The sequence below is a fragment of the Ruegeria sp. BHSC043 genome (assembly GCF_059612985.1).
Map to the genome: position 1 here is coordinate 87,603 of NZ_JBXWRS010000007.1, position 19,537 is coordinate 107,139.

Here is a 19,537-nt window from a genome sequence, read left to right on the forward strand (position 1 = left end):
AATGGGAAATCTGACGGCGCAGGTCGCAGAGAGCCTCTCTGACGATGCAAGAGCGCCTCGTGATCCCCCGCTCCAGCCCCTCTGCAATAGCGCAACGCTGCATGTGCAGCAACGGACAGCTTGTCTCAGACGGCGACCGGGGGACGGGGTGGTGCGGTCATGAGGCGCTCAACTTGCGGTTTTCTCGGCGCTTTTCTGTTCCCACGGTGGTTTGACCGACGGGGCGCCGAACAGAAAACCCTGAAGGCAATCCACGCCGCTGGCCATCAGGAACTCGGCGTCCTCCCGGGTCTCGACCGATTCGGCGACCACCAGGATTTCGAATTCGCGGGCCACAGCGATCAGGGCGCGGACCAGCGCCTGATTGTCGGGGTTGGTGCTGATGCCGCGCACGAATTGTCCGTCGATCTTGGCGGCGTCGAAAAAGAACTCGCGGAAATGGCGGAAGCTGAAGTTGCTGGCTCCGAAATCATCCAGCGTGAAGGCGACCCCCTTGCCCTGCAGTCGGTCCATGAAGTCGATCACCAGTTCCGGCACCTGCATGGCGGAATCCTCGGAGATTTCCAGGATCAACCGTTCGCCGATGGTGGGGTCGCGTTTCAAAAACCGCTCCAACACGCGCGACCAGCGCGCATAGCCGATCGAGCGTGCGGACATGTTGATGGCCAGTCGGATTTCGGGGTTGCGGGCCATTGCCCGCAAGCCTTTTTCCAGCGCCACGCAATCCAGATCGCGCCCGATCGGGGTGTTTTCGACCTGCGGCATGAATTCCCGCGCGGGAATCACCCGGCCGGTTTCATCCAGAACGCGGATGAACCCTTCGTAGAAGGCGACCCCGTGGGGCGGCCGGGCTTGCATCACCGGTTGATAGGCCAGGTGGCATTGCCTGTGCCTGACCGCCTCGGTCGCCATTTGTACGGCCGATCTGTCGCGCGCAGAGACGGCCGAATTCAGCGGGCTGTCCGCGCCTTCCGGCAGATCTGACAAATCCTTTTTCCCCATCGCGCCGAATCCTTCTGAGACACCGAAATCGGTTCCCTCTCAGTTTCGCGTGCAACAGGTGAATTTGCGGTTAAGGGCGGGCCGCTTCAGCGGGTGGACGAGGTGATTGGCTGCATTGCCACGACGGCGCCGATGACAGCGCCCAGCATCCCGAACCCCATACCGGCCAGACCCAGAACGAGAAGCCCCGACAGCGGTTGCGCGGCCAGTGCGCTGAGCATTGCGGTGGCCAGACCCAACAGACCGACGATGGTCGAGCAAGCTGTGAATCGTGTCATCGGGACCTCCGGGTTGGGCAAATTTACCCAAGGTGATGTGGTTCCGGGGGGCGGAGATTCAAGGCCGGCCTGCAATCACCGCCGCGTGATCAGGCCCGTTCCGCTTGTTGGTTGGGCAGATTTTTATCGAGTTGCACGAAACCGGGTGTTCCGCGATCTTCGGGGTGGCGGGCCAGGTGCTTGGCTTTGATCTGCTCGGAACTGTCACGGCTGCCGTCATGGCTGTAGCCCGGCGGGGCAAAACAATAGGCCAGCCGCTGTTTCAGGGTCAGGCCCGGTTGGGTCGCGTCACGCCAAATGGCCACCCATTCGTGAAAGGCCACGCGCAGCGGGTTGAAGGTGCCGATATTATGCACCAAGCCATAATCGACCCGGTCGTGCTCCTGCTCGGGGACGAAGGTGCCGAACAGCTTGTCCCAGATGATGAACACCCCGGCATAGTTGCAATCCAGATAGCGCGCGTTGCGGCCGTGATGGGCGCGGTGGTGGCTGGGGGTGTTCATGAGCGCCTCGAACAAGCGGGGCATCTTGCCGATGGCCTCGGTGTGAATCCAGAACTGGTAGATCAGGTTCAGGCCGCCGCAGAACAGCACCATCGCCGGGTGGAACCCCAGCAGGATCAGCGGCGCACGCACGACCATCATGAAGGTGAAGGTATAGGTCCAGGTCTGCCGCAGGGCGGTGGTCAGGTTGTAGTGTTGCGAGCTGTGGTGGTTCACATGGCTGGCCCAGACCCAGCGGATGCGGTGCCCGAACCGGTGCACCCAGTAATATCGCAGGTCATCCAGCACAAAGCACAGGATGATCACCGGAATCGATGTGCCCAGATCCAAGGGCGTGATCTTCCACAGCCACATGAAGAATCCATAGGCGATGAAGCCCAGCAGGAACCCGGACGCGATGTTGCCTGCCCCCATAATCAGCGAGGTCACGGCGTCGCGGGTTTCATACCGGCCGCCACGGCCCTTCATGGCGATCCATAGAAATTCGGCCAGGATGGCGGCGATGAAGAACGGGACTGCCCATTGGACGACATCGGGAAAACTGATCTGGTCGGTCATGCGGGCTCCAGCCGGTGGCGCCAGTGGCGGCGCTCGGTTTCGTCAAGGCGGACGGTGACGCCGGGGGTGGCGAAGTCGTGGAACTGGACCTCGATGCCCTCGGGGTGGTCGATCCAGTCGAAATCGCGCAGGTGGCGGGCCACCGTGTCGGCGCCAAAGGACCACAACAGGCCCGGCCCGGTCTCGGTGCGCACCAGCGCCGCGTGGCCGTCATGGGTCAGGGTGACGTCGATGATGGTGTCGTCGGGAAAATGGCGCACCCATTCGGCGCGCGCGCTGTCGGCGCTCAGCACGCGCAGGCGCGATTTGCCCGTCAGATGCAGCAGTGCGGTGATGCCGGCAATGCCACCGACCACCAGAACCAGCAGGATTTCCAGCGGCATGATGTCCTCCCGCAGGCAGAGTGCAAGCGGGGTCAGGCCCTGTCAAAGGTGGCGTTGCGTCAGGTGCCGTCGTGCGGCTCCAGCAGTTCGTGTCGGACAACGCGCTCGACGAAGGGCACCAGCCCCTCGGGCCCTGAGGCGCGATCCTTGAGGTGAATGCAGATATCCGGCCGCCGCGCCGCGATGATACCCAACAGTTCGCCGCGCACCTTGTCATCGAGGCCCGCGCCCATGATCGCGCAGGCGATGCGCGGTTCGGCGTCCAGTTGCCGCCGCACCTCGTCCGGATCATGCGCGCCCAGCCACCGGATCGGAAGGTGGTCCAGTTGCCGCGCCACATCGCCGATCACGTTGGGCAGCCGGCCGATCAGCAAAACCACCGGTTTCATCTCAGCCTCCTGTCTGTTGCCAATGAAAAACCGGCCCTGTTCAGGCCGGTTCCAGTCTAGCACAAAAGGCCCGTCAGGCGGTCAGCTTTCGGGGTGCAGCAAGGCCGCGATGATCGCCTTGGCGCTGTCCGAGTTCCATTCGGCATCGCCGATCAGCCGCGCGATTTCCCGGCCTTCGGGGTCGATGATCACGGTGATCGGCAGGCCGACGATGCCCATCTCACGCGCGACGGCCTGTTTCGGGTCCTGGTGGCGGGGCAGGTTGGTGATGCCGTTTTCGTCAAAGAACTTCTTGATCCCCGCAGGCGAGTTGCGCCCGGTGGCCAGTGTCAGAACCTCGAACTGGTCTCCGCCGAATTCCTCCTGCAACTCGGCGATCTGGGGCATCTCCTTGCGGCAGGGTGCGCACCAAGTGGCCCAAAAATTCAGCAGAACGTATTTGCCGCGATAGTCCGCCAGTGTGGCCGTGCCGCCGTCATCTTCCAGCAGGTACTCCGCGTCCGAGACCGGTTTCGGCTCGGAATGCAGGATCAGGCGTTTCAGACTGCCCTCGCGCAGGTCGGCCAAGGCCTGCGTGTCGGCGGCCAAAGCGGCATTTGCACCCAGCGCAAGGGCCATATAAAGGGGGATCAGACGAAACAGGCGCATATCAACTCCGGGTTTTCCAGCATGACCGAACAATCCTCGAACCAGATGTGGGGCGGCCGCTTTGCCGCCGGACCAGACGCGATCATGGAGGCGATCAATGCCTCGATCGGGTTCGACCGACGGATGGCGGCCCAGGACATCGCGGGCTCGCGTGCCCATGCCGCCATGCTGGCCGCCACGGGCGTCATAAGTGATAGTGATGCCGAGGCCATTCGGGAAGGGCTGCTCACCGTTTTGTCAGAGATCGAACGCGGTGAGTTCCAGTTTTCGACTGCGCTGGAAGACATCCACATGAATGTCGAGGCGCGGCTGAAAGAGATCATCGGCGAGCCCGCAGGCCGCCTGCACACGGGCCGCAGCCGCAATGACCAGGTGGCGACCGATTTCAAATTGTGGGTCCGCGATCAGCTAGACGCCGCCGGATCCGGCCTGCTGGCCCTGATCCGCGCGCTTTTGGCGCAGGCCGAGGCCGGGGCCGATTGGGTCATGCCCGGCTTCACCCACCTGCAGACCGCGCAGCCGGTGACCTGGGGCCACCACATGATGGCCTATGTCGAGATGTTCGGCCGCGACCTCAGCCGCGTGCGGGATGCGCGCGCCCGGATGAACGAATGCCCGCTGGGTGCTGCGGCGCTGGCCGGCACGTCTTTCCCGATCGACCGGCACATGACGGCGCAGGCGCTGGGCTTTGACCGGCCCGCCGCCAACTCGCTGGATGCGGTCAGCGACCGGGACTTCGCGCTGGAATTTTTGTCGGTGGCCTCGATCTGCGCGGTGCACCTGTCGCGCTTTGCCGAGGAACTGGTGATCTGGTCCTCGGCCCAGTTCCGTTTCGTCACCCTGTCCGACCGGTTCTCGACCGGCTCGTCGATCATGCCTCAGAAAAAGAACCCCGACGCCGCTGAACTAATCCGCGCCAAGGTGGGTCGGATCTTTGGTGCCAACACGGCGCTGATGATGGTGATGAAGGGCCTGCCGCTGGCCTATTCCAAGGACATGCAGGAAGACAAGGAACAGGTCTTTGACGCCGCCGACAACTGGATGCTGGCGCTGGCCGCAATGGAAGGCATGGTCAAGGACATGACCGCCAACCGCGACAGCCTGGCCGCTGCCGCCGGCTCGGGCTTTTCCACCGCGACCGATCTGGCCGACTGGCTGGTGCGTGTGCTGGGCCTGCCCTTCCGTGATGCGCACCACGTCACCGGATCGCTGGTCGCCATGGCCGAGAAGAAGGGCTGCGACCTGCCCGATCTGACGCTCGAGGACATGCAATCGGTTCACGGGGGCATCACGCAGGATGTCTATTCTGTCCTTGGCGTTGAGAATTCGGTAAACTCGCGCCAGTCCTACGGTGGTACGGCCCCGGACCAGGTCCGGGCTCAGATCGCCCGTTGGAAGGAGTTGCTGAAATGACAACCTTGCGCGTGATTGCCCTGATCGCGGCCGCCTTGGCTTTGGCAGCCTGCGGCGCCGACGGAGAGCCCGTTCAGCCGACCTTGAACGCCAATGTGGGCGTGTCGAGCAGCGGCGCTTATGTCGGTGGCGGGGTTGGCTTGCACAAGGGGCCGATCAGCGTGTTTTTCGGGATTTGATCCCGCAATCTGCTTGAAAGCGGCGCGCCAGCCACCATGTCGCATGTGACCCGAGGAAAAGGCATAGATATGAAACTGATCGGCCTGATCTTGTCGCTTGCTGTACTGGCGGCCTGCGAGTCCACGAGCGCACAGCGGTCGCAGCCTGTGGAAGAGCCCGCGCGCTCAGGGGCTGGAGTGTCCGTTTCTGGTTACGCGCGGGCAGGGATTTCAAAGACCTTCTGATCGGTTGCCTGCGTTTGTCAGCCGGCCACGGAGTGTCCGCGCTGGCGCAGACACTCGATCAAGATGTCGCGCCGGGTATTGCGCATTTCGGCCGCGCCAGCGACGGCCCCCGCCGCCGATCCCACGGCCGCACCGGCCAAAGCGCCTTCGGCGTTGCCGACCGTATCGTCCGACAGACCGGCCAGAGCGCCGACTCCGGCCTCGATCAGGGCCTGTTACCGAGTTTCCGGGTTCCACAGGTTCTGGGACTTGGCCAGGGCGCGGCACTGGTCCAGATCAGCGGCATAAGCCGGGCCCGGCTCGGCTGCCAGAACGGGTTGGTGTTGCGCCCCGGTGCCGCTGCAGGCGGCCGTGATCAGGGCCAGCGGCAAGGCCGCCACTTTGAATTGTTCCGTGAACAACATGAGTTTTCCTTTCGTTTGGGATGTTCAACAGGCGTCGGTGCCGCGCCTGTCGGGGCGTGGCCCAAGCTCTGGTTCGGGTGTGTGAGGCGGGTTCAGAAATCGCCCAGGCCGCGATGGGCCAGCGCCAGGACATAGACGGCCAGGATGAAATCCAGGATCTCGACCAGCCCCAGCATCAGCGGGATCGGGTCGGGTGATGTCGCGAACATATGACCCAGGTCCAGCAGGACCACGAAGATGTATCCCTAGGCCGCCACGATGGCGCCCCAGCTTGCGACGGCCGAGCCGCGCAGCATGGCCACCGCCGACCCCACGGCCAGCAGAGCAAGCGCGATTAGAAAGGCGTTGAAACCCCAGAATACTGTTTCGCCCAGCCCGGAAAAGTCCCGGGTCTCGATCGGGCCACCGGGGACCAGCGTGACAAAGCTGGCGACGAGGAGAAGCATCAGTTTGGCGGCTGTGGCCGTGTGTTGGGGCGCCACAGGCCGCGTTGGGCCGGCGTTGATTTGTGACGAGTGCGCCATGACAGGACCCTATTAATGACTGGTGGGTCATAAATGGAGACGGCTTTAATGACCCGGTAGTCATCAAAAAATTGAAATTGCGTGACGCTGCGTCCAGTCTGCGTCAAGAGGGGCGCGCCGTAAGAAAGCCGTAAGAAAATTGAGGGGCAAGATGCCGAAGATCGTCGATCGAGAAGAGATGCAGGGGCGCATATTGGATGCGGCCATGGCATGCTTTCTGGATCAGGGCTATCACGCCACAAAGATGCAGGACTTGGCCCGCCAGGCCGCGATGGCCAAGGGCACACTGTATCTGTATTTCCAAAGCAAGGAGGCTTTGCTTCTGGCGTTGCTGCGGCGGTATTTCGAGGATATCCGCGCTCGCATCAGCGACATCCCGGCCCCGCAGACGCTGGACCAGTTCATGACCGGGCTGCGTCTGTCCATGCCTGCCGACCGCCTGGCGGCGACGCGGCTGTTCTCTGACGTGCTGGGCCCCGGTTTCCAGGACCCGCGCGCGGCCGAGATCATCGGCGGGTTCTTCGCCTGGCTGGCCGATCACTATGCGGATCAGTTGGCCCCCTTGATCCGCGCGGGTGAAATCCGCAGCGACCTGAGTGCGCAGGCCGCGGCGCAGGCGGTGACGGCGATGCTGGACGGGCTGGTGATCCATCTGGCGATCTTCGGGGTCGGGGAAGATGTCTTTGAGGCCCGGCGCGATGCCACGTTGGCCCTGCTCGAGACCGGCCTGAGGGGCGGCGTGGCGCCACCGGGCTAGGCCCTGTTTGCCTGCCCGCGCCGCAAACCCCGTTGATCCGCAGGGCCGTTATGGTCTAAGCGCGCAGACATGGATCATTTTCTGTACCGCGACGGCGCGCTGCACGCCGAAGTTGTCCCGATCGCCCACATCGCCGAGGCGGTCGGAACGCCGTTCTATGTCTATTCCACGGCCACGCTGCTGCGGCACTTTCGCCTGTTCGACGACGCCCTGGCGGGCACCGACCATCTGGTCTGCTATGCGATGAAGGCGGCCAGCAACCAGGCCATCCTGAAAACGCTGGCGCAGGCGGGCGCTGGAATGGACGTGGTTTCGGGCGGCGAGTACCTGCGGGCCAAGGCAGCGGGTGTGCCGGGCGAAAAGATCGTGTTCTCAGGCGTCGGCAAGACGGCCGAGGAGATCCGCACCGCGCTGACAGGTGGTATTCGCCAATTCAACGTCGAATCGGAACCCGAGATGGAGGTGATCAACGCCGTCGCGCAGGAACTGGGCGTGATCGCGCCGATCACCGTTCGCGTGAATCCGGACGTTGATGCCAAGACACATGCCAAAATCGCCACAGGTAAATCCGAAAACAAATTCGGTATCCCGATCGCTCGTGCACCCGAGGTCTATGCCCATGCCGCCAACCTGCCGGGGCTGAAGGTGGTGGGCATCGACGTTCATATCGGCTCGCAACTGACCGATCTGGAGCCGTTCCGCCTGGCCTATTCCAAAGTCGCCGAGCTGACAGAACAGCTGCGTGCGCAAGGCCACGACATCCGTCGGCTGGACCTGGGCGGCGGCCTGGGCATCCCCTATGCGCGTTCGAACGAGGCGCCGCCGCTGCCGGTCGAATACGGCGCGATGATCAAGGAAACGCTGGGCCATCTGGGCTGCGAGATCGAGATCGAGCCGGGCCGCCTGATCGCGGGTAACGCAGGGCTGATGGTGTCGAAGGTGATCTATGTAAAGTCGGGCGAAGGGCGCGATTTCCTGATCCTGGACGGGGCGATGAACGATCTGATCCGTCCGGCCATGTACGATGCCTATCATGACATCGTCCCCGTCATCGAACCCGCACCGGGGGTCGAGCAGCGCCCCTATGACATCGTCGGCCCGGTCTGCGAAACCGGCGACACCTTTGCCAAGCAGCGCAACATGCCGCCGCTGACCCCAGGCGATCTGGTCGCATTTCGCAGCGCCGGTGCCTATGGCGCGGTGATGGCCAGCGAATACAACACCCGCCCGTTGATCCCCGAGGTTCTGGTGAATGGCGATCAATTTGCGGTTATTCGTGAACGGCCCACCTTTGACGAAATCATAAACCGCGATACCATACCGGAATGGCTCTGACGCGATGACCGCGCGGGCCTGACCCGGAGGCCCGCCGTGACCGACAGATCGAACCTGCCCATTCCCAAGGCGTCCCTGTGGCTGACCCATGGCGGGATGCTGGCCGAGCAGGCGTTGCGGGCCTTTTGGCCTTTCCTGTCATTGCTGATGCTTGTTCTGGGCCTGCTGATGCTGGGCGTTCAGGACATGGTCGGCGTCGAAACGGTCTGGATCGCGGGCGGGATGGCCGCCGTGGCGCTGTGTGCGACGTTGATTTGGGGCGCGCGCAGGTTTCACCTGCCAACCCGGGCGCAGGCACTGGTCCGGTTGGACGAAACCCTGCCCGGACGACCTATCCAGGCTTTGATGGACGATCAGGCCATCGGCGCGATGGACCCGGATTCGGTGGCGCTGTGGCGAGCGCATCAGGCGCGTATGGCCGCGCGAGCGGCCCAGGCCGGGCCGGTCCGACCGGATCTGGACCTGAACCGGAGAGATCCCTTTGGCCTGCGCTTCGTCGCGATGCTGGCGCTGGTGGTTGGGCTGGTGTTCGGCTCGTTCTGGCGTATCGGGTCGGTGACGGAAATGACGCCGGGTGCCGCGACGGCGGGTCAGGGACCCAGCTGGGAAGGCTGGGTCGAGCCGCCCCGCTATACCGGCTTGCCGACCCTGTATCTGGCCGATCAGTCCGGCTCGACCCTGCCTATTCCGCAAGGCAGCCATGTTACCCTGCGATTCTACGGTGCGGTCGGGGCGCACAGCCTGACGGAAACAACCTCGCGCGGCGGGGCTGAGGCCGCAACGGAGCCGGAACAGGATTTCATCGCCGAGCAATCCGGCCGCCTGTCGATCGAAGGTCCGGCCGGGCGCGACTGGTCGGTCCAGATTATCGCTGACACGCGGCCGCAGATCGACGTGGCGGCGCCGCCGACCGCCGAGGCGGGGGGGCAGATGAAACTTCCCTTTGCGGCACGCGACGATTACGGCGTAGTTTCGGGCGAGGCCCGGATTGAGCTGGACCTTGCCGCGGTCGACCGCCGTTACGGCCTGGCCACGGTGCCCGACCCGCGCGAGGCCATCACCGTTCCTCTGCCGATGCCGATCGCCGGCGACCGCAGCGATTTCACCGAGGACCTTATCGAGGATTTCTCGCAGCACCCCTGGGCGCATCTGCCGGTCAGGATCACCCTGTCGGCGCAGGATGCCGCCGATCAGACTTCGGATGCCGAACCCTATCAAACCGCGCTGCCCGCGCGTCGGTTCTTTGACCCGCTCGCTGCGGCGGTGATCGAACAGCGGCGCGATCTGCTGTGGGCGCGGGCCAACGCGCCGCGTGTGGCGCAGGTGCTGCGCGCCGTGTCACACCGTCCCGAAGACATCTTCCGCTCGGAAACCGCCTATCTACGCCTGCGCTTCATCCTGCGCCGGCTGGAAACCTTCACCGAGTTCGGTCTGAAACCGGAACAGCAGGAGGAAATCGCCCAGGCGCTGTGGGATCTAGCCCTGTTGATCGAGGAAGGCACGCTGGCGGATGCGCTGGAACGGATGCGCCGGGCGCAGGAACGGCTGACCGAGGCGATGAAGAACGGCGCCAGCGACGAGGAGATCGCCGATCTGATGCAAGAACTGCGCGAGGCGACCGACGAATATCTGCGCCAACTGCAGCGATTGGCGCAAGAGAATCAGGGCGGCCAGCAGGGTCAGCAGAACCAGAACGGCGAGACCATGCAGATGACGCAGGATGACCTGCAGCGCATGATGGACCGCATTCAGGAACTGATGGAACAGGGCCGCATGGCCGAGGCGCAGCAGGCGCTGGAGGAATTCCAGCAGATGATGGAAAACATGCGCGTGACCCAAGGTCAGGGTCAGGGCGGCCAGTCGGAAGGGCAACAAGCCATGGAAGGCTTGGCCGAAACTCTGCGCGAACAACAGGGCCTGAGCGACGAGGCCTTCCGCGACCTGCAGGAACAGTTCAACCCGGGGGCTCGGGCCGGTGAAAGCCAGGGCAACGAGGGCCAGTCCGGCGGGCAGGGCCGGGGCCAGAGCCACGAGGGTCAAGGCGGGCAGGGCTCGGACCAATCCGGCGAAGGCCAGAGCGGTGAAGGGATGCTGGCGGATCGCCAGCAGGCGCTGCGGGAAGAATTGCGACGCCAGCAACAGAACTTGCCGGGGGCCGGAACGCCCGAAGGCGACGCGGCACGGGAATCGCTGGGCCGCGCCGGGCGGGCCATGGACGAGGCCGAACAGGCCCTGCGCGATCAGGATCTGGCCGAGGCCATCGACCGTCAGTCCGAAGCGATGGAGGCCTTGCGCGAGGGCATGCGGTCACTAGGCGAAGCCATGGCCCAGAATCAGCAGAACCAGCCGGGTCAGGGCACGCAGGATGGCGACATGCAGGCCAACAATCGCGATCCGCTGGGCCGGAATCCGGGCGCGGCGGGGTCGATCTCGACGGACGAGAACCTGCTGCAGGGCGAAGACGTCTATCGTCGCGCGCGCGAGCTGTTGGATGAAATCCGCCGTCGCACCGGCGAAACAGACCGCCCGAAGATCGAACTCGAATATCTCAAGCGGTTGCTCGAACGGTTCTGAAGCGGCCTATTCGGCTGCCGAACCCGCCTGCGTTTCCAGCCAGACGCGGGCCTGATCGACCAGGTTCACATAAGACTGAAGGACCGGTTCGGCCTGCGGTACCGCCTCGCTGATATGGCGGGCATTTCCGTAGATCAGAAACAGCACCACGCCGATGATCAGCATCAGGGCAAACCCGCGCATGAACCCGCCCGAGCGGCGCGGTGCCGCCTCGGTTGCAGGGGCGGCGTCTGCCGCCGCATCCCCGCGCAGGCTGGAATTGATGCTGTCCACGTCCGGCAAGGCGCCAGTCTGCGCGGCGTCGCTTGCGATTTCGGTGGCAGCGGGCGGCTTGGTGGAGGGCGCCGGTTTGGGCGGAGTGTCCAAGCCCAGATCCGGCTGGCTTTCAAGGCTGGTGCCTTCCTTGGCGCGCAATTCCGCCTCGCGGGCGGCCTCCTCCTGGAGAATGCTGGCGACCGTGGGGTCCACGCTGCTGCGCGGCTCCGGTTTCGGGGCTTCGGATCCGGGCGCAGGTCTGGCCGTGTCTTCCGGCTTGGGCGCGGTAGGCTCGTCTGGGTCTTCAGGCGGCGTCTCGGTCGAGGTCGGTGCGGGCTCATTTTCGGCCACATCCGTCTGACCGACCCTGTCGGGATGCTTGGGTTGGAACCATGTCTGTTCACAATTGGAACATTGCACGTCCCGACCGGTTTCCGGAATGACATCGTCCGGCACTTCGTACTGGGCGTTACAGTTCGGGCATGTTAGTCGCATACAGCCTCCGCGGCCGGCATGGGCCAGTTCGTCATTTTTCCAAGGATGATAGTCCGTTAAGACATATCAGCAAAGCGCGATTTCCGCAGGTCGTGCCAAGTGTCGCCAAATGGACCCGGTGCGGGCATTGAAACCGGGGGCGGGCTCGGGCAAGAAGGGCGCAACCGAAAATGGGGGCAGGCGTGATCGAGCTGGAAAATGTCAGCTACGGCTATGGTGGCGGTGAGCTGCTGAGCGATGTCTCGGTTCAGTTGCAGCCGGGGTCTTTCCATTTCCTCACCGGGCCGTCGGGGGCTGGCAAGACCACGCTGCTGAAGCTGTGCTATGGCGCGCTGCTGGCCAGTTCGGGGCGGATCAGCGCCTTTGATCAGGACATCGCCCGGCTGGACCGCGATCAGATGGCCCTGCTGCGGCGCCGGATCGGGGTGGTGCATCAGGATTGCCGGTTTCTGGATCACATGACCCTCGCCGAGAACGTGGCCCTGCCGTTGATGGTGTCAGGCCGCGCGGAGGAGTCCCACGGTGCCGATCTTGCCGAATTGCTGGCATGGGTCGGCCTCGGCAGCCGCATGGAAGCCCTGCCGCCCGAACTGTCGGGCGGCGAGCGGCAACGGGCTGCGCTGGCCCGCGCGGTGATCCTGTCGCCCGACGTGGTGCTGGCGGATGAGCCCACCGGAAACGTAGATTGGGAGATGTCGCAGCGGCTGATGCAGCTGTTGATCGAGCTGAACCGCATGGGCAAGACGGTGGTGATCGCCACCCATGACCTGAGCCTGATCCGGGCGGCCAAAAGCCATGTGCAGGCGCGGGTGCTGCGGATCTCGCAGCGGCGGCTGCATCTGGCGGGGGCAGACCTATGATCGGGCAGGACATCCGCACACTGTTGCGCCGCGACACAAGGGCAGACCGCGTGGTGCCGCCCACCGGCTTCACCGCCCATCTGACCCTGTTCGTCTCGGGCGCGATGGCGTTTCTGGCCGTGTTCGCGCTGGCGCTGTCGCTGGCCGCAGGCCGGTTGGCCGATCGCTGGGCTTCGGAGCTGGCCGGAGCGGCCACTCTGCGGATCAATGCGCCCGCTGAACAGCGCGCCGCGCAGACGCAGGCGGCGTTGGAGGTTCTGAAACAGACCCCCGGCGTGGCCTCGGCCCGCGCGATCAGCGCCGAGGAGCAGGCCGCGCTGCTGGCCCCCTGGTTTGGACCAGACCTGCCGCTGGACACGCTGCCGGTGCCGCAGCTGATCGAAATCATCGAGGGCGAGCCAGGGCTGGACACGATGGGCCTGCGCCTGCGGCTGGCGGCCGAGGTGCCCGGAGCCGTTCTGGATGACCATTCCCGCTGGCGCGAGCCGCTGGTCGATGCGGCTACCTCGTTGCGGCGGTTGGGCTGGATCTCGATCTTGCTGATCGGTGGGGCCACGGCGGCGATGATCACGCTTGCGGCCAATGCCTCGCTTGCGGCCAACGCCCAGATCATCGAGGTGTTGCGTCAGGTCGGCGCGCGCGACCGTTTCATCGCCGGCGCTTTCGTGCGGCGGTTTACCTGGCGCGCGTTTTTCGGTGCCGTGGTGGGGGCGGTTCTGGGCCTGACCGGGGTGCTGCTGCTGCCCGAGGCCTCGGACGCGGGCGGTTTCCTGACCGGCCTTGGGTTTCAGGGACTCGATTGGCTACTGCCCGCCGTAATCCCCATTCTGGGCGCGGCAGTGGCCTTTGCCGCGACATGGTCGGCGGCCCGTCGCAAATTGAAGGAGCTTTCGTGATGGCAATGGCGTTCCAATGGGTACGCTCTCTGATCTTCATGGTCACGATCTACGCATGGATGGCGGTTCTGGGCCTGGTCTTCGCGCCCTATGCGCTGTTCTCCAAGCGCGGGGCCTTGCGCGCCTGCAAGATCTATGCGCGCACCACTATTTGGCTGGCGCGCTGGATGGTGGGCATTCGCGGCGAGGTGCGCGGCAACGTGCCCACGGGCGAGGTGGTGATCGCCGCAAAGCACCAGTCATTCTTCGACATCATCCTGATCTTTGACGCGGTTCCCCACGGCAAGTTCATCATGAAGCGCGAACTGCTGTGGACTCCAATCATCGGTATGTACGCACGTCGACTGGGTTGTATACCGGTCGATCGAGGCAAACGCGGCGCCGCGGTGGCCAAGATGGTCAAGGACGTCGCCAAGGAGTTTACCGAACCCGGACAGCTGGTGATCTATCCGCAGGGCACCCGCGTGGCGCCGGGGGTCTACAAGCCCTACAAGGTCGGCTCCGCCGTTCTGTACGAGGGGCTGGGCTTCCCCTGCGTGCCGGCGGCCACCAATGTGGGAGTATTCTGGCCCCGGTCGGGAATTCTGCGTAAACCCGGCCATGCAATCGTCGAGTTCCTCGACCCGATCGAACCGGGTGTCGATCGCGAAAACTTTCTGGCCAGGCTGGAAGAAGTGATCGAGACGCGCTCGAACGAATTGATGCGCGAAGTTGGGTTTGATCCGGATGCGGTACATCAATGACATCACCGCGCTCGAGACGTTGTACGGCACCCCCGGCGCGGCCTCGTTGCGCAAGGTCGCGCGGCAGCTGACGCCGCTTTACCGTAAATGGATTATGGCGTCGCGTCTGTGCGTGCTGTCCACGGTGGGGCCAGAAGGGGTGGATGGCAGACCCCGGGGTGATGACGGCCCGGTTGTCACGGAACTTGACCCCGGCACCCTTGCCTTGCCCGACTGGCGCGGCAACAACCGCCTGGACAGCCTGCGCAACATCGTGCGCGATCCGCGTGTGGCGCTGATGTTCATGGTGCCCGGCTCGAACAACGTGGTGCGGGTGAATGGCACTGCCCGGTTGACGGCCGATTCCGACCTGCGCGCCCGGTTCGAGAAAAAGGGCAAGCAACCGACCACCGTGATCGTTATCGAAATCGGGGAAATCTACACGCAATGCGCCCGCGCGCTGATGCGGGCCGAAACCTGGACCGGCGGCGATCGCAGTGCCGGATTGCCGACAGTGGGCGAGATCCTGGCCGAGGTGTCGCAGGGCGAGGAAGGCGGCGCACGCTACGACCGGGAATGGGGTGCGCGCGCCGCAAAGACGATGTGGTGATCACGCTGCCGCTGCGCCCAGCCGGGTGACCCGCGCGATCCATTTCTGGACGCTGTCCTGCTTGGGGTAGCTGGCGCCGGAAAACCAGGTGAACCGTGTCGGCTTGAACCCGACGAACCCCAGAACCTGTCCGCGCATCTGGTGGATCAGCGCCCGGCGATAGGCCAGCCGCATGAACCAGCCCGGCGTGTCCGAGGTGATGATGACCCGCGCGGTCCGCCCGCCCAGCATCGGCGCCGGCAGCCCCAGCTTGTTGGGATTGCGGGTGTCGAACGTGCGGCCCGGGATGAACATCCGGTCGATCAGCCCCTTGAGCTTGGCGGGCAGGCCGCCCCACCACATGGGCATCGTCAGTACTAGGTGATCGCTCCATTCGAAATCCTGCAGAACCTGTTCCAGAACCGGCTCCAGCGGTTTGAAATCATGATAGTTGCCCTGTCCGAAATCGAAATCGAACTCCAGATCGCTGAGGTGAACGGTTTTCACGTCATGACCTTTTGCGCGGGCGGCTTGGGCATAGGTGTCGGCAAAGGTGCGCGACAGGCTGCTTTCGGCGGGGTGACCGTCGAGAATGAGAATTTTCTTGGGTTGCATCGGAGTTCTCCTAAAATTGACCACGGTCATTTTATAGAATCAAAAAATGACCACGGTCAATATAAAATTTGACCACGGTCAAAAAACATGCGAACAAGCCTCATGCAAAAGACAATTCAGAAACGAACCCTGAAAACCCGCGCCAAGCTGCTGCAGGCGGCGGCGGATGTGGTGCAAAAGAACGGATACCAGGCGTTGCGCGTGGAAGAGGTGGTACAGGCCGCCGGTGTGGCCAAGGGAACCTTCTTTGCCCATTTCCACGACAAGGACGCGCTGATGGAGATCCTGATCGGCGAAAAACTGGACGCCTGTCTGGATCAGGCGCAGGCGGCGGACGCGCCGAAAACCGTGCCCCAGATCATCGATGCACTGGCCCCGGTGCATGATTTCATGATGTCCGAACGCTATGTGTTCGACTTGCTGATCCGCTATTCCGGTGCCGCCGCGATCTCTGAAATCGGGCCGATCGCCTATTGCTTCGAGAAATACTTCCGGATCGTGATGATTTGGCTGGATCAGGCCGAGGTCCGACAGGACGTGTCGACCGACCTGCTGGCTGAGGGCGTGCAGGCCTTTGCCATTCAGGCCATGTCACTGAAATTCTGCGCCCTGCATTCGGCGACGACATTCACCGACCGGCTGGAAACCTATCTGCGGGCGTGGCTGACTCCGGCGGCCTGACCGCCGGAGCCGAACTCATCAGGCGTGGATCGGACCGTCGCCGCAAGCCAGCGCGGCCTCGCGCACGGCCTCGGAATAGGTCGGGTGCGCGTGGCAGGTCAGGGCCAGATCCTCGGCCGAGGCTCCGAATTCCATCGCCACGCAGACCTCGTGGATCAGGTCGCCCGCACCGGGGCCGATGATGTGACAGCCCAGGATACGGTCGGTCTCCTTGTCGGCCAGGATCTTGACGAACCCGTCGGCAGCAAAATTCGCCTTGGCGCGGCCATTGCCCATGAAGCTGAACTTGCCGACCTTGTAGGCGCGGCCCTGCTCCTTGAGGGTGGCTTCGGTCTCGCCGACATTGGCAACCTCGGGCCAGGTGTAGATCACGCCCGGAATGACGCCATAATTCACATGGCCATGCTTGCCCGCGACCACTTCGGCGGCGGCCATGCCTTCGTCCTCGGCCTTGTGAGCCAGCATCGGGCCTTCGATCACGTCGCCGATGGCGTAGATGCCCGGCACGTTGGTCTGCCAGTCCTTGCCGACCTTGATCTGGCCGCGCGGGGTCAGCTCGACCCCCAGCGCATCCAGCCCCAGACCGTCATGGAACGGCTTGCGCCCGGTGGCGACCAGAACGGTATCGGCCTCGATCACGTGCTCGCTGTCATCCTTGCGCAGCTTGTAGGTCACCTTTGCCTTGGTCTTGGTCGCCTCGGTCTTTTGCACCGCGGCGCCCATGACGAAGTTCAGGCCCTGCTTTTTCAGGATGCGCTGGAAGGTCTTCTGCACCTCGGGGTCCATGCCCGGGGTGATGACGTCCAAGTACTCGATCACCGTCACCTCGGCGCCCAGACGCTGGTAGACCGAGCCCAGTTCCAGCCCGATCACGCCTGCGCCGATCACCACCAGCTTTTTCGGGATCTTGCCCAATTCCAGCGCGCCGGTCGAGGTTACGACGACCTTCTCGTCCACCTCGACGCCGGGCAGCGAGGCCGCCTCGGACCCGGTGGCGATGATGATGTTCTTAGCCTCGTGCACGTCGTCACCGACCTTGACCTTGCCGGGCGCAGGGATCGAGCCCCAGCCCTTGAGCCAGTCGATCTTGTTCTTCTTGAACAGGAACTCGACACCTTTGGTGTTGGTGTCGATCACGTCCTGCTTGTAGGCCTGCATCTGTTTCCAGTCGACCGAGGGGCTTTTGCCCTTGAGGCCCATCTTGGCAAAGTTGTGCTCGGCCTCGTGCAGTTGGTGGCTGGCATGCAACAGCGCCTTCGAGGGGATGCAGCCCACGTTCAGACAGGTGCCGCCCAGCGTCTCGCGCCCTTCGACGACGGCGGTTTTCAGGCCCAGCTGCGCGCAGCGGATGGCGCAGACATAGCCGCCGGGACCGGCGCCGATTACGATGACGTCATAGTTAGCCATTTTGTTCTCCCAAATCCGCGGAGTGTATTTTGAACGGCGACCCGAAGTGCGGGCCGCCGGTGTTTCGGCCTAGACCGGTGTCAGCAGCTTGACCTGGATATGTGCCACGCCACCGCGTTCGTGATGCATGGCCAGTTCTTCCGAGTCGAAGAACGCCCGGGCCTTGTCCAGGTCGGCGACTGCGAACAGCGCCACCGCGTGGTCACGCTGATCGGGGTCTTTCCACACATGCAGGTCGACGATCCCGGCCGCCTTGCGCATGGGCTGATCCTCGCGGAACACCTTCAGCCAGGCGTCGAAATCGGCCACGTCGGCCTGCCATAGAACATGCGTTGCCATGCGATTACAGGTCCATCAGCAGGCGGCGCGGATCTTCCAGCGCCTCTTTCACGCGCACCAAGAAGGTGACCGCGCCCTTGCCATCGACGATCCGGTGGTCATAGGACAGGGCCAGATACATCATGGGGCGGATCTTGATCTCGCCATTGATGACCATCGGGCGTTCCTGGATCTTGTGCATGCCTAGGATGCCCGACTGCGGGGGGTTCAGGATCGGCGAGGACATCAGCGAGCCATAGACGCCACCGTTGGAGATGGTGAAGGTGCCGCCCTGCATCTCGGCCATGCTCAGCTTGCCTTCGCGGGCGCGCTTGCCCTTCTCGGCGATGGCCTTCTCGATCTCGGCGAACGACATCCGGTCGGCGTCGCGGATCACCGGAACCACCAGACCCTGCGGGGTGCCGGCGGCGACGCCCATGTGGACATAGTTCTTGTAGACGATGTCATTGCCGTCGATCTCGGCATTGACCTCGGGCACTTCTTTCAAAGCGTGGCAGCAGGCCTTGGTGAAGAAGGACATGAAGCCCAGGCGCACGCCGTGCTTCTTCTCGAACTGGTCCTTGTACTGGTTGCGGATGGACATCACCTCGGTCATATCCACCTCGTTGTAGGTGGTCAGGATCGCGGCGGTGTTCTGCGCGTCCTTCAGGCGCTTGGCGATGGTCTGGCGCAGGCGCGTCATGCGCACGCGTTCCTCGCGCGCGGCATCCTCGGCGGCCACGGGTGCGCGCGGGGCTGCGGCCGGTGCCGGGGCGGCCGCGGCAGGGGCTGCGGCGGTTGCGACGGCGCGGGCCACGTCTTCCTTCATGATGCGGCCATCGCGGCCGGTGCCAGTGACCTGATCGGCCGACAGGCCGGCCTCGGCCATGGCCTTTTCGGCCGACGGCGCATTGGCCACGTCCTTGCCGGTGGCGGCTGCTGAAGGGGCAGGGGCAGCCGCGGCCGGTGCAGCAGGTGCGGCGCCTGCTTCAGCGCCCGAGATCACCGCCAGTTTGCCGTTGGCCTCGACGGTTGCGCCTTCGGGGGCCAGGATTTCGGCCAGAACGCCGGCGGCGGGGGCGGGAACCTCGACCGAGACCTTGTCGGTCTCCAGCTCGCACAGCATTTCGTCCTGCGCGACGGTGTCGCCCACCTTCTTGAACCAGGTCGAAACGGTGGCTTCGGTCACGGATTCGCCCAGCGTGGGCACCATCACGTCAACGCTGCCGCCCGAGGCCGCAGGGGCAGCCGCCGGGGCGGCTTCGGCCTTGGCCGGGGCGGCACCCTCGCCGGCCTGGATCGTGGCCAGCAGCGCATCGACACCCACGGTTTCGCCTTCGGCCGCGACGATCTCGCCCAGCACGCCGGCGGCGGGCGAAGGCACCTCGACCGTGACCTTGTCGGTCTCGAGTTCGCACAGCATTTCATCGACCGCCACGGTGTCGCCGGGCTTCTTGAACCAGGTCGCAACGGTGGCTTCGGTCACCGACTCGCCAAGCGTTGGAACACGAACTTCAATCGTCATCG

At 64.2% G+C, this 19,537-nt stretch carries 22 protein-coding genes and 1 pseudogene; 10 read left to right on the top strand and 13 right to left on the bottom strand.

From position 1 onward, the window contains the following. Positions 1 to 168 precede the first annotated feature (168 nt). From AC2FMM_RS12400 to AC2FMM_RS12425, 6 genes are all read right to left on the bottom strand, one after another. Positions 169 to 1,002, bottom strand: coding sequence for an EAL domain-containing protein (locus tag AC2FMM_RS12400; protein ID WP_496796716.1), 834 nt, complete (start codon positions 1,000 to 1,002; stop codon positions 169 to 171). 86 nt (positions 1,003 to 1,088) lie between these two features. Further along, positions 1,089 to 1,280, bottom strand: a complete 192-nt coding sequence (locus tag AC2FMM_RS12405; protein ID WP_496711640.1) for a hypothetical protein — start codon at positions 1,278 to 1,280, stop codon at positions 1,089 to 1,091. An 89-nt stretch (positions 1,281 to 1,369) separates the two neighbouring features. Beyond that, positions 1,370 to 2,341: a sterol desaturase family protein gene (locus AC2FMM_RS12410; protein WP_496796717.1), complete on the bottom strand. Its 972-nt coding sequence runs from the start codon at positions 2,339 to 2,341 to the stop codon at positions 1,370 to 1,372. Continuing rightward, the gene (locus AC2FMM_RS12415) at positions 2,338 to 2,724 is read right to left on the bottom strand and encodes a hypothetical protein (RefSeq protein WP_496796718.1); all 387 of its coding nucleotides are present in this window, start codon (positions 2,722 to 2,724) and stop codon (positions 2,338 to 2,340) included. Before AC2FMM_RS12415 ends, AC2FMM_RS12410 begins: the two co-directional genes overlap by 4 nt. 59 nt (positions 2,725 to 2,783) lie before the next feature. Then, positions 2,784 to 3,113, bottom strand: a complete 330-nt coding sequence (locus AC2FMM_RS12420; protein ID WP_496688017.1) for a hypothetical protein — start codon at positions 3,111 to 3,113, stop codon at positions 2,784 to 2,786. A gap of 81 nt (positions 3,114 to 3,194) precedes the next feature. Beyond that, on the bottom strand, positions 3,195 to 3,761 hold the full coding sequence (locus AC2FMM_RS12425; RefSeq protein ID WP_496796719.1) for a TlpA disulfide reductase family protein: 567 nt from the start codon (positions 3,759 to 3,761) through the stop codon (positions 3,195 to 3,197). A 21-nt stretch (positions 3,762 to 3,782) separates the two neighbouring features. Here AC2FMM_RS12425 and argH point away from each other — a divergent pair, with 21 nt between their 5' ends. Together argH and AC2FMM_RS12435 are read left to right on the top strand one after the other, a co-directional pair. Continuing rightward, a complete protein-coding gene (gene argH, locus AC2FMM_RS12430) occupies positions 3,783 to 5,174 on the top strand; it encodes an argininosuccinate lyase (RefSeq protein ID WP_496796720.1) in 1,392 nt (463 codons plus the stop codon). Then, positions 5,171 to 5,353, top strand: a complete 183-nt coding sequence (locus AC2FMM_RS12435) for a hypothetical protein (RefSeq protein WP_496682971.1) — start codon at positions 5,171 to 5,173, stop codon at positions 5,351 to 5,353. The genes argH and AC2FMM_RS12435 overlap by 4 nt, the downstream gene beginning before the upstream one ends. 440 nt (positions 5,354 to 5,793) lie before the next feature. Here AC2FMM_RS12435 and AC2FMM_RS12440 read toward each other — a convergent pair whose 3' ends face one another. Then, on the bottom strand, positions 5,794 to 5,982 hold the full coding sequence (locus AC2FMM_RS12440; protein ID WP_496711646.1) for a hypothetical protein: 189 nt from the start codon (positions 5,980 to 5,982) through the stop codon (positions 5,794 to 5,796). Positions 5,983 to 6,074: 92 nt separating this feature from the next. Continuing rightward, a pseudogene (locus AC2FMM_RS12445) lies at positions 6,075 to 6,506 on the bottom strand (DUF8051 family protein). Positions 6,507 to 6,657: 151 nt separating this feature from the next. On the opposite strand from AC2FMM_RS12445, the gene AC2FMM_RS12450 reads away from it, so the two are divergent. The 3 genes from AC2FMM_RS12450 (at position 6,658) to AC2FMM_RS12460 (ending at position 11,172) form a co-directional block, all read left to right on the top strand. After that, positions 6,658 to 7,263, top strand: a complete 606-nt coding sequence (locus AC2FMM_RS12450) for a TetR/AcrR family transcriptional regulator (protein ID WP_496796721.1) — start codon at positions 6,658 to 6,660, stop codon at positions 7,261 to 7,263. Between the two features lie 69 nt (positions 7,264 to 7,332). Then, positions 7,333 to 8,598 (top strand): diaminopimelate decarboxylase, encoded by a 1,266-nt coding sequence (gene lysA / locus AC2FMM_RS12455; protein WP_496796722.1) that lies wholly within the window; start codon positions 7,333 to 7,335, stop codon positions 8,596 to 8,598. 36 nt (positions 8,599 to 8,634) lie between these two features. Beyond that, positions 8,635 to 11,172, top strand: coding sequence for a TIGR02302 family protein (locus AC2FMM_RS12460; RefSeq protein WP_496796723.1), 2,538 nt, complete (start codon positions 8,635 to 8,637; stop codon positions 11,170 to 11,172). 6 nt (positions 11,173 to 11,178) lie between these two features. On the opposite strand, the gene AC2FMM_RS12465 is transcribed toward AC2FMM_RS12460, so the two are convergent. Further along, entirely contained in the window at positions 11,179 to 11,922 is a 744-nt protein-coding gene (locus tag AC2FMM_RS12465) for a zinc-ribbon domain-containing protein (protein ID WP_496796724.1), read from the bottom strand. 182 nt (positions 11,923 to 12,104) lie between these two features. On the opposite strand from AC2FMM_RS12465, the gene AC2FMM_RS12470 reads away from it, so the two are divergent. From AC2FMM_RS12470 to AC2FMM_RS12485, 4 genes are read left to right on the top strand one after another with little or no spacing between them, the layout of a single operon-like run. Continuing rightward, positions 12,105 to 12,782, top strand: coding sequence for a cell division ATP-binding protein FtsE (locus AC2FMM_RS12470; protein ID WP_496796725.1), 678 nt, complete (start codon positions 12,105 to 12,107; stop codon positions 12,780 to 12,782). Continuing rightward, positions 12,779 to 13,678, top strand: coding sequence for a cell division protein FtsX (locus tag AC2FMM_RS12475; RefSeq protein WP_496796726.1), 900 nt, complete (start codon positions 12,779 to 12,781; stop codon positions 13,676 to 13,678). The genes AC2FMM_RS12470 and AC2FMM_RS12475 overlap by 4 nt, the downstream gene beginning before the upstream one ends. Then, the gene (locus AC2FMM_RS12480) at positions 13,678 to 14,421 is read left to right on the top strand and encodes a lysophospholipid acyltransferase family protein (RefSeq protein WP_496741577.1); all 744 of its coding nucleotides are present in this window, start codon (positions 13,678 to 13,680) and stop codon (positions 14,419 to 14,421) included. The genes AC2FMM_RS12475 and AC2FMM_RS12480 overlap by 1 nt, the downstream gene beginning before the upstream one ends. Further along, positions 14,405 to 15,010: a pyridoxamine 5'-phosphate oxidase family protein gene (locus AC2FMM_RS12485; protein WP_496796727.1), complete on the top strand. Its 606-nt coding sequence runs from the start codon at positions 14,405 to 14,407 to the stop codon at positions 15,008 to 15,010. Before AC2FMM_RS12480 ends, AC2FMM_RS12485 begins: the two co-directional genes overlap by 17 nt. On the opposite strand, the gene AC2FMM_RS12490 is transcribed toward AC2FMM_RS12485, so the two are convergent. Beyond that, a complete protein-coding gene (locus tag AC2FMM_RS12490; protein WP_496711654.1) occupies positions 15,011 to 15,604 on the bottom strand; it encodes an NAD(P)H-dependent oxidoreductase in 594 nt (197 codons plus the stop codon). Between the two features lie 102 nt (positions 15,605 to 15,706). Between AC2FMM_RS12490 and AC2FMM_RS12495 the strand changes: the two genes are divergently transcribed. Beyond that, positions 15,707 to 16,285: a TetR/AcrR family transcriptional regulator gene (locus AC2FMM_RS12495; protein WP_496796728.1), complete on the top strand. Its 579-nt coding sequence runs from the start codon at positions 15,707 to 15,709 to the stop codon at positions 16,283 to 16,285. 18 nt (positions 16,286 to 16,303) lie between these two features. On the opposite strand, the gene lpdA is transcribed toward AC2FMM_RS12495, so the two are convergent. The 3 genes from lpdA to odhB all read right to left on the bottom strand — a co-directional run bounded on the left by lpdA (position 16,304) and on the right by odhB (position 19,535). After that, a complete protein-coding gene (lpdA, locus tag AC2FMM_RS12500) occupies positions 16,304 to 17,692 on the bottom strand; it encodes a dihydrolipoyl dehydrogenase (protein WP_496688049.1) in 1,389 nt (462 codons plus the stop codon). Positions 17,693 to 17,761: 69 nt separating this feature from the next. Then, on the bottom strand, positions 17,762 to 18,031 hold the full coding sequence (locus tag AC2FMM_RS12505; protein WP_496711656.1) for a hypothetical protein: 270 nt from the start codon (positions 18,029 to 18,031) through the stop codon (positions 17,762 to 17,764). Between the two features lie 4 nt (positions 18,032 to 18,035). After that, positions 18,036 to 19,535 (bottom strand): 2-oxoglutarate dehydrogenase complex dihydrolipoyllysine-residue succinyltransferase, encoded by a 1,500-nt coding sequence (odhB, locus tag AC2FMM_RS12510; protein WP_496796729.1) that lies wholly within the window; start codon positions 19,533 to 19,535, stop codon positions 18,036 to 18,038. Positions 19,536 to 19,537 lie beyond the last annotated feature (2 nt).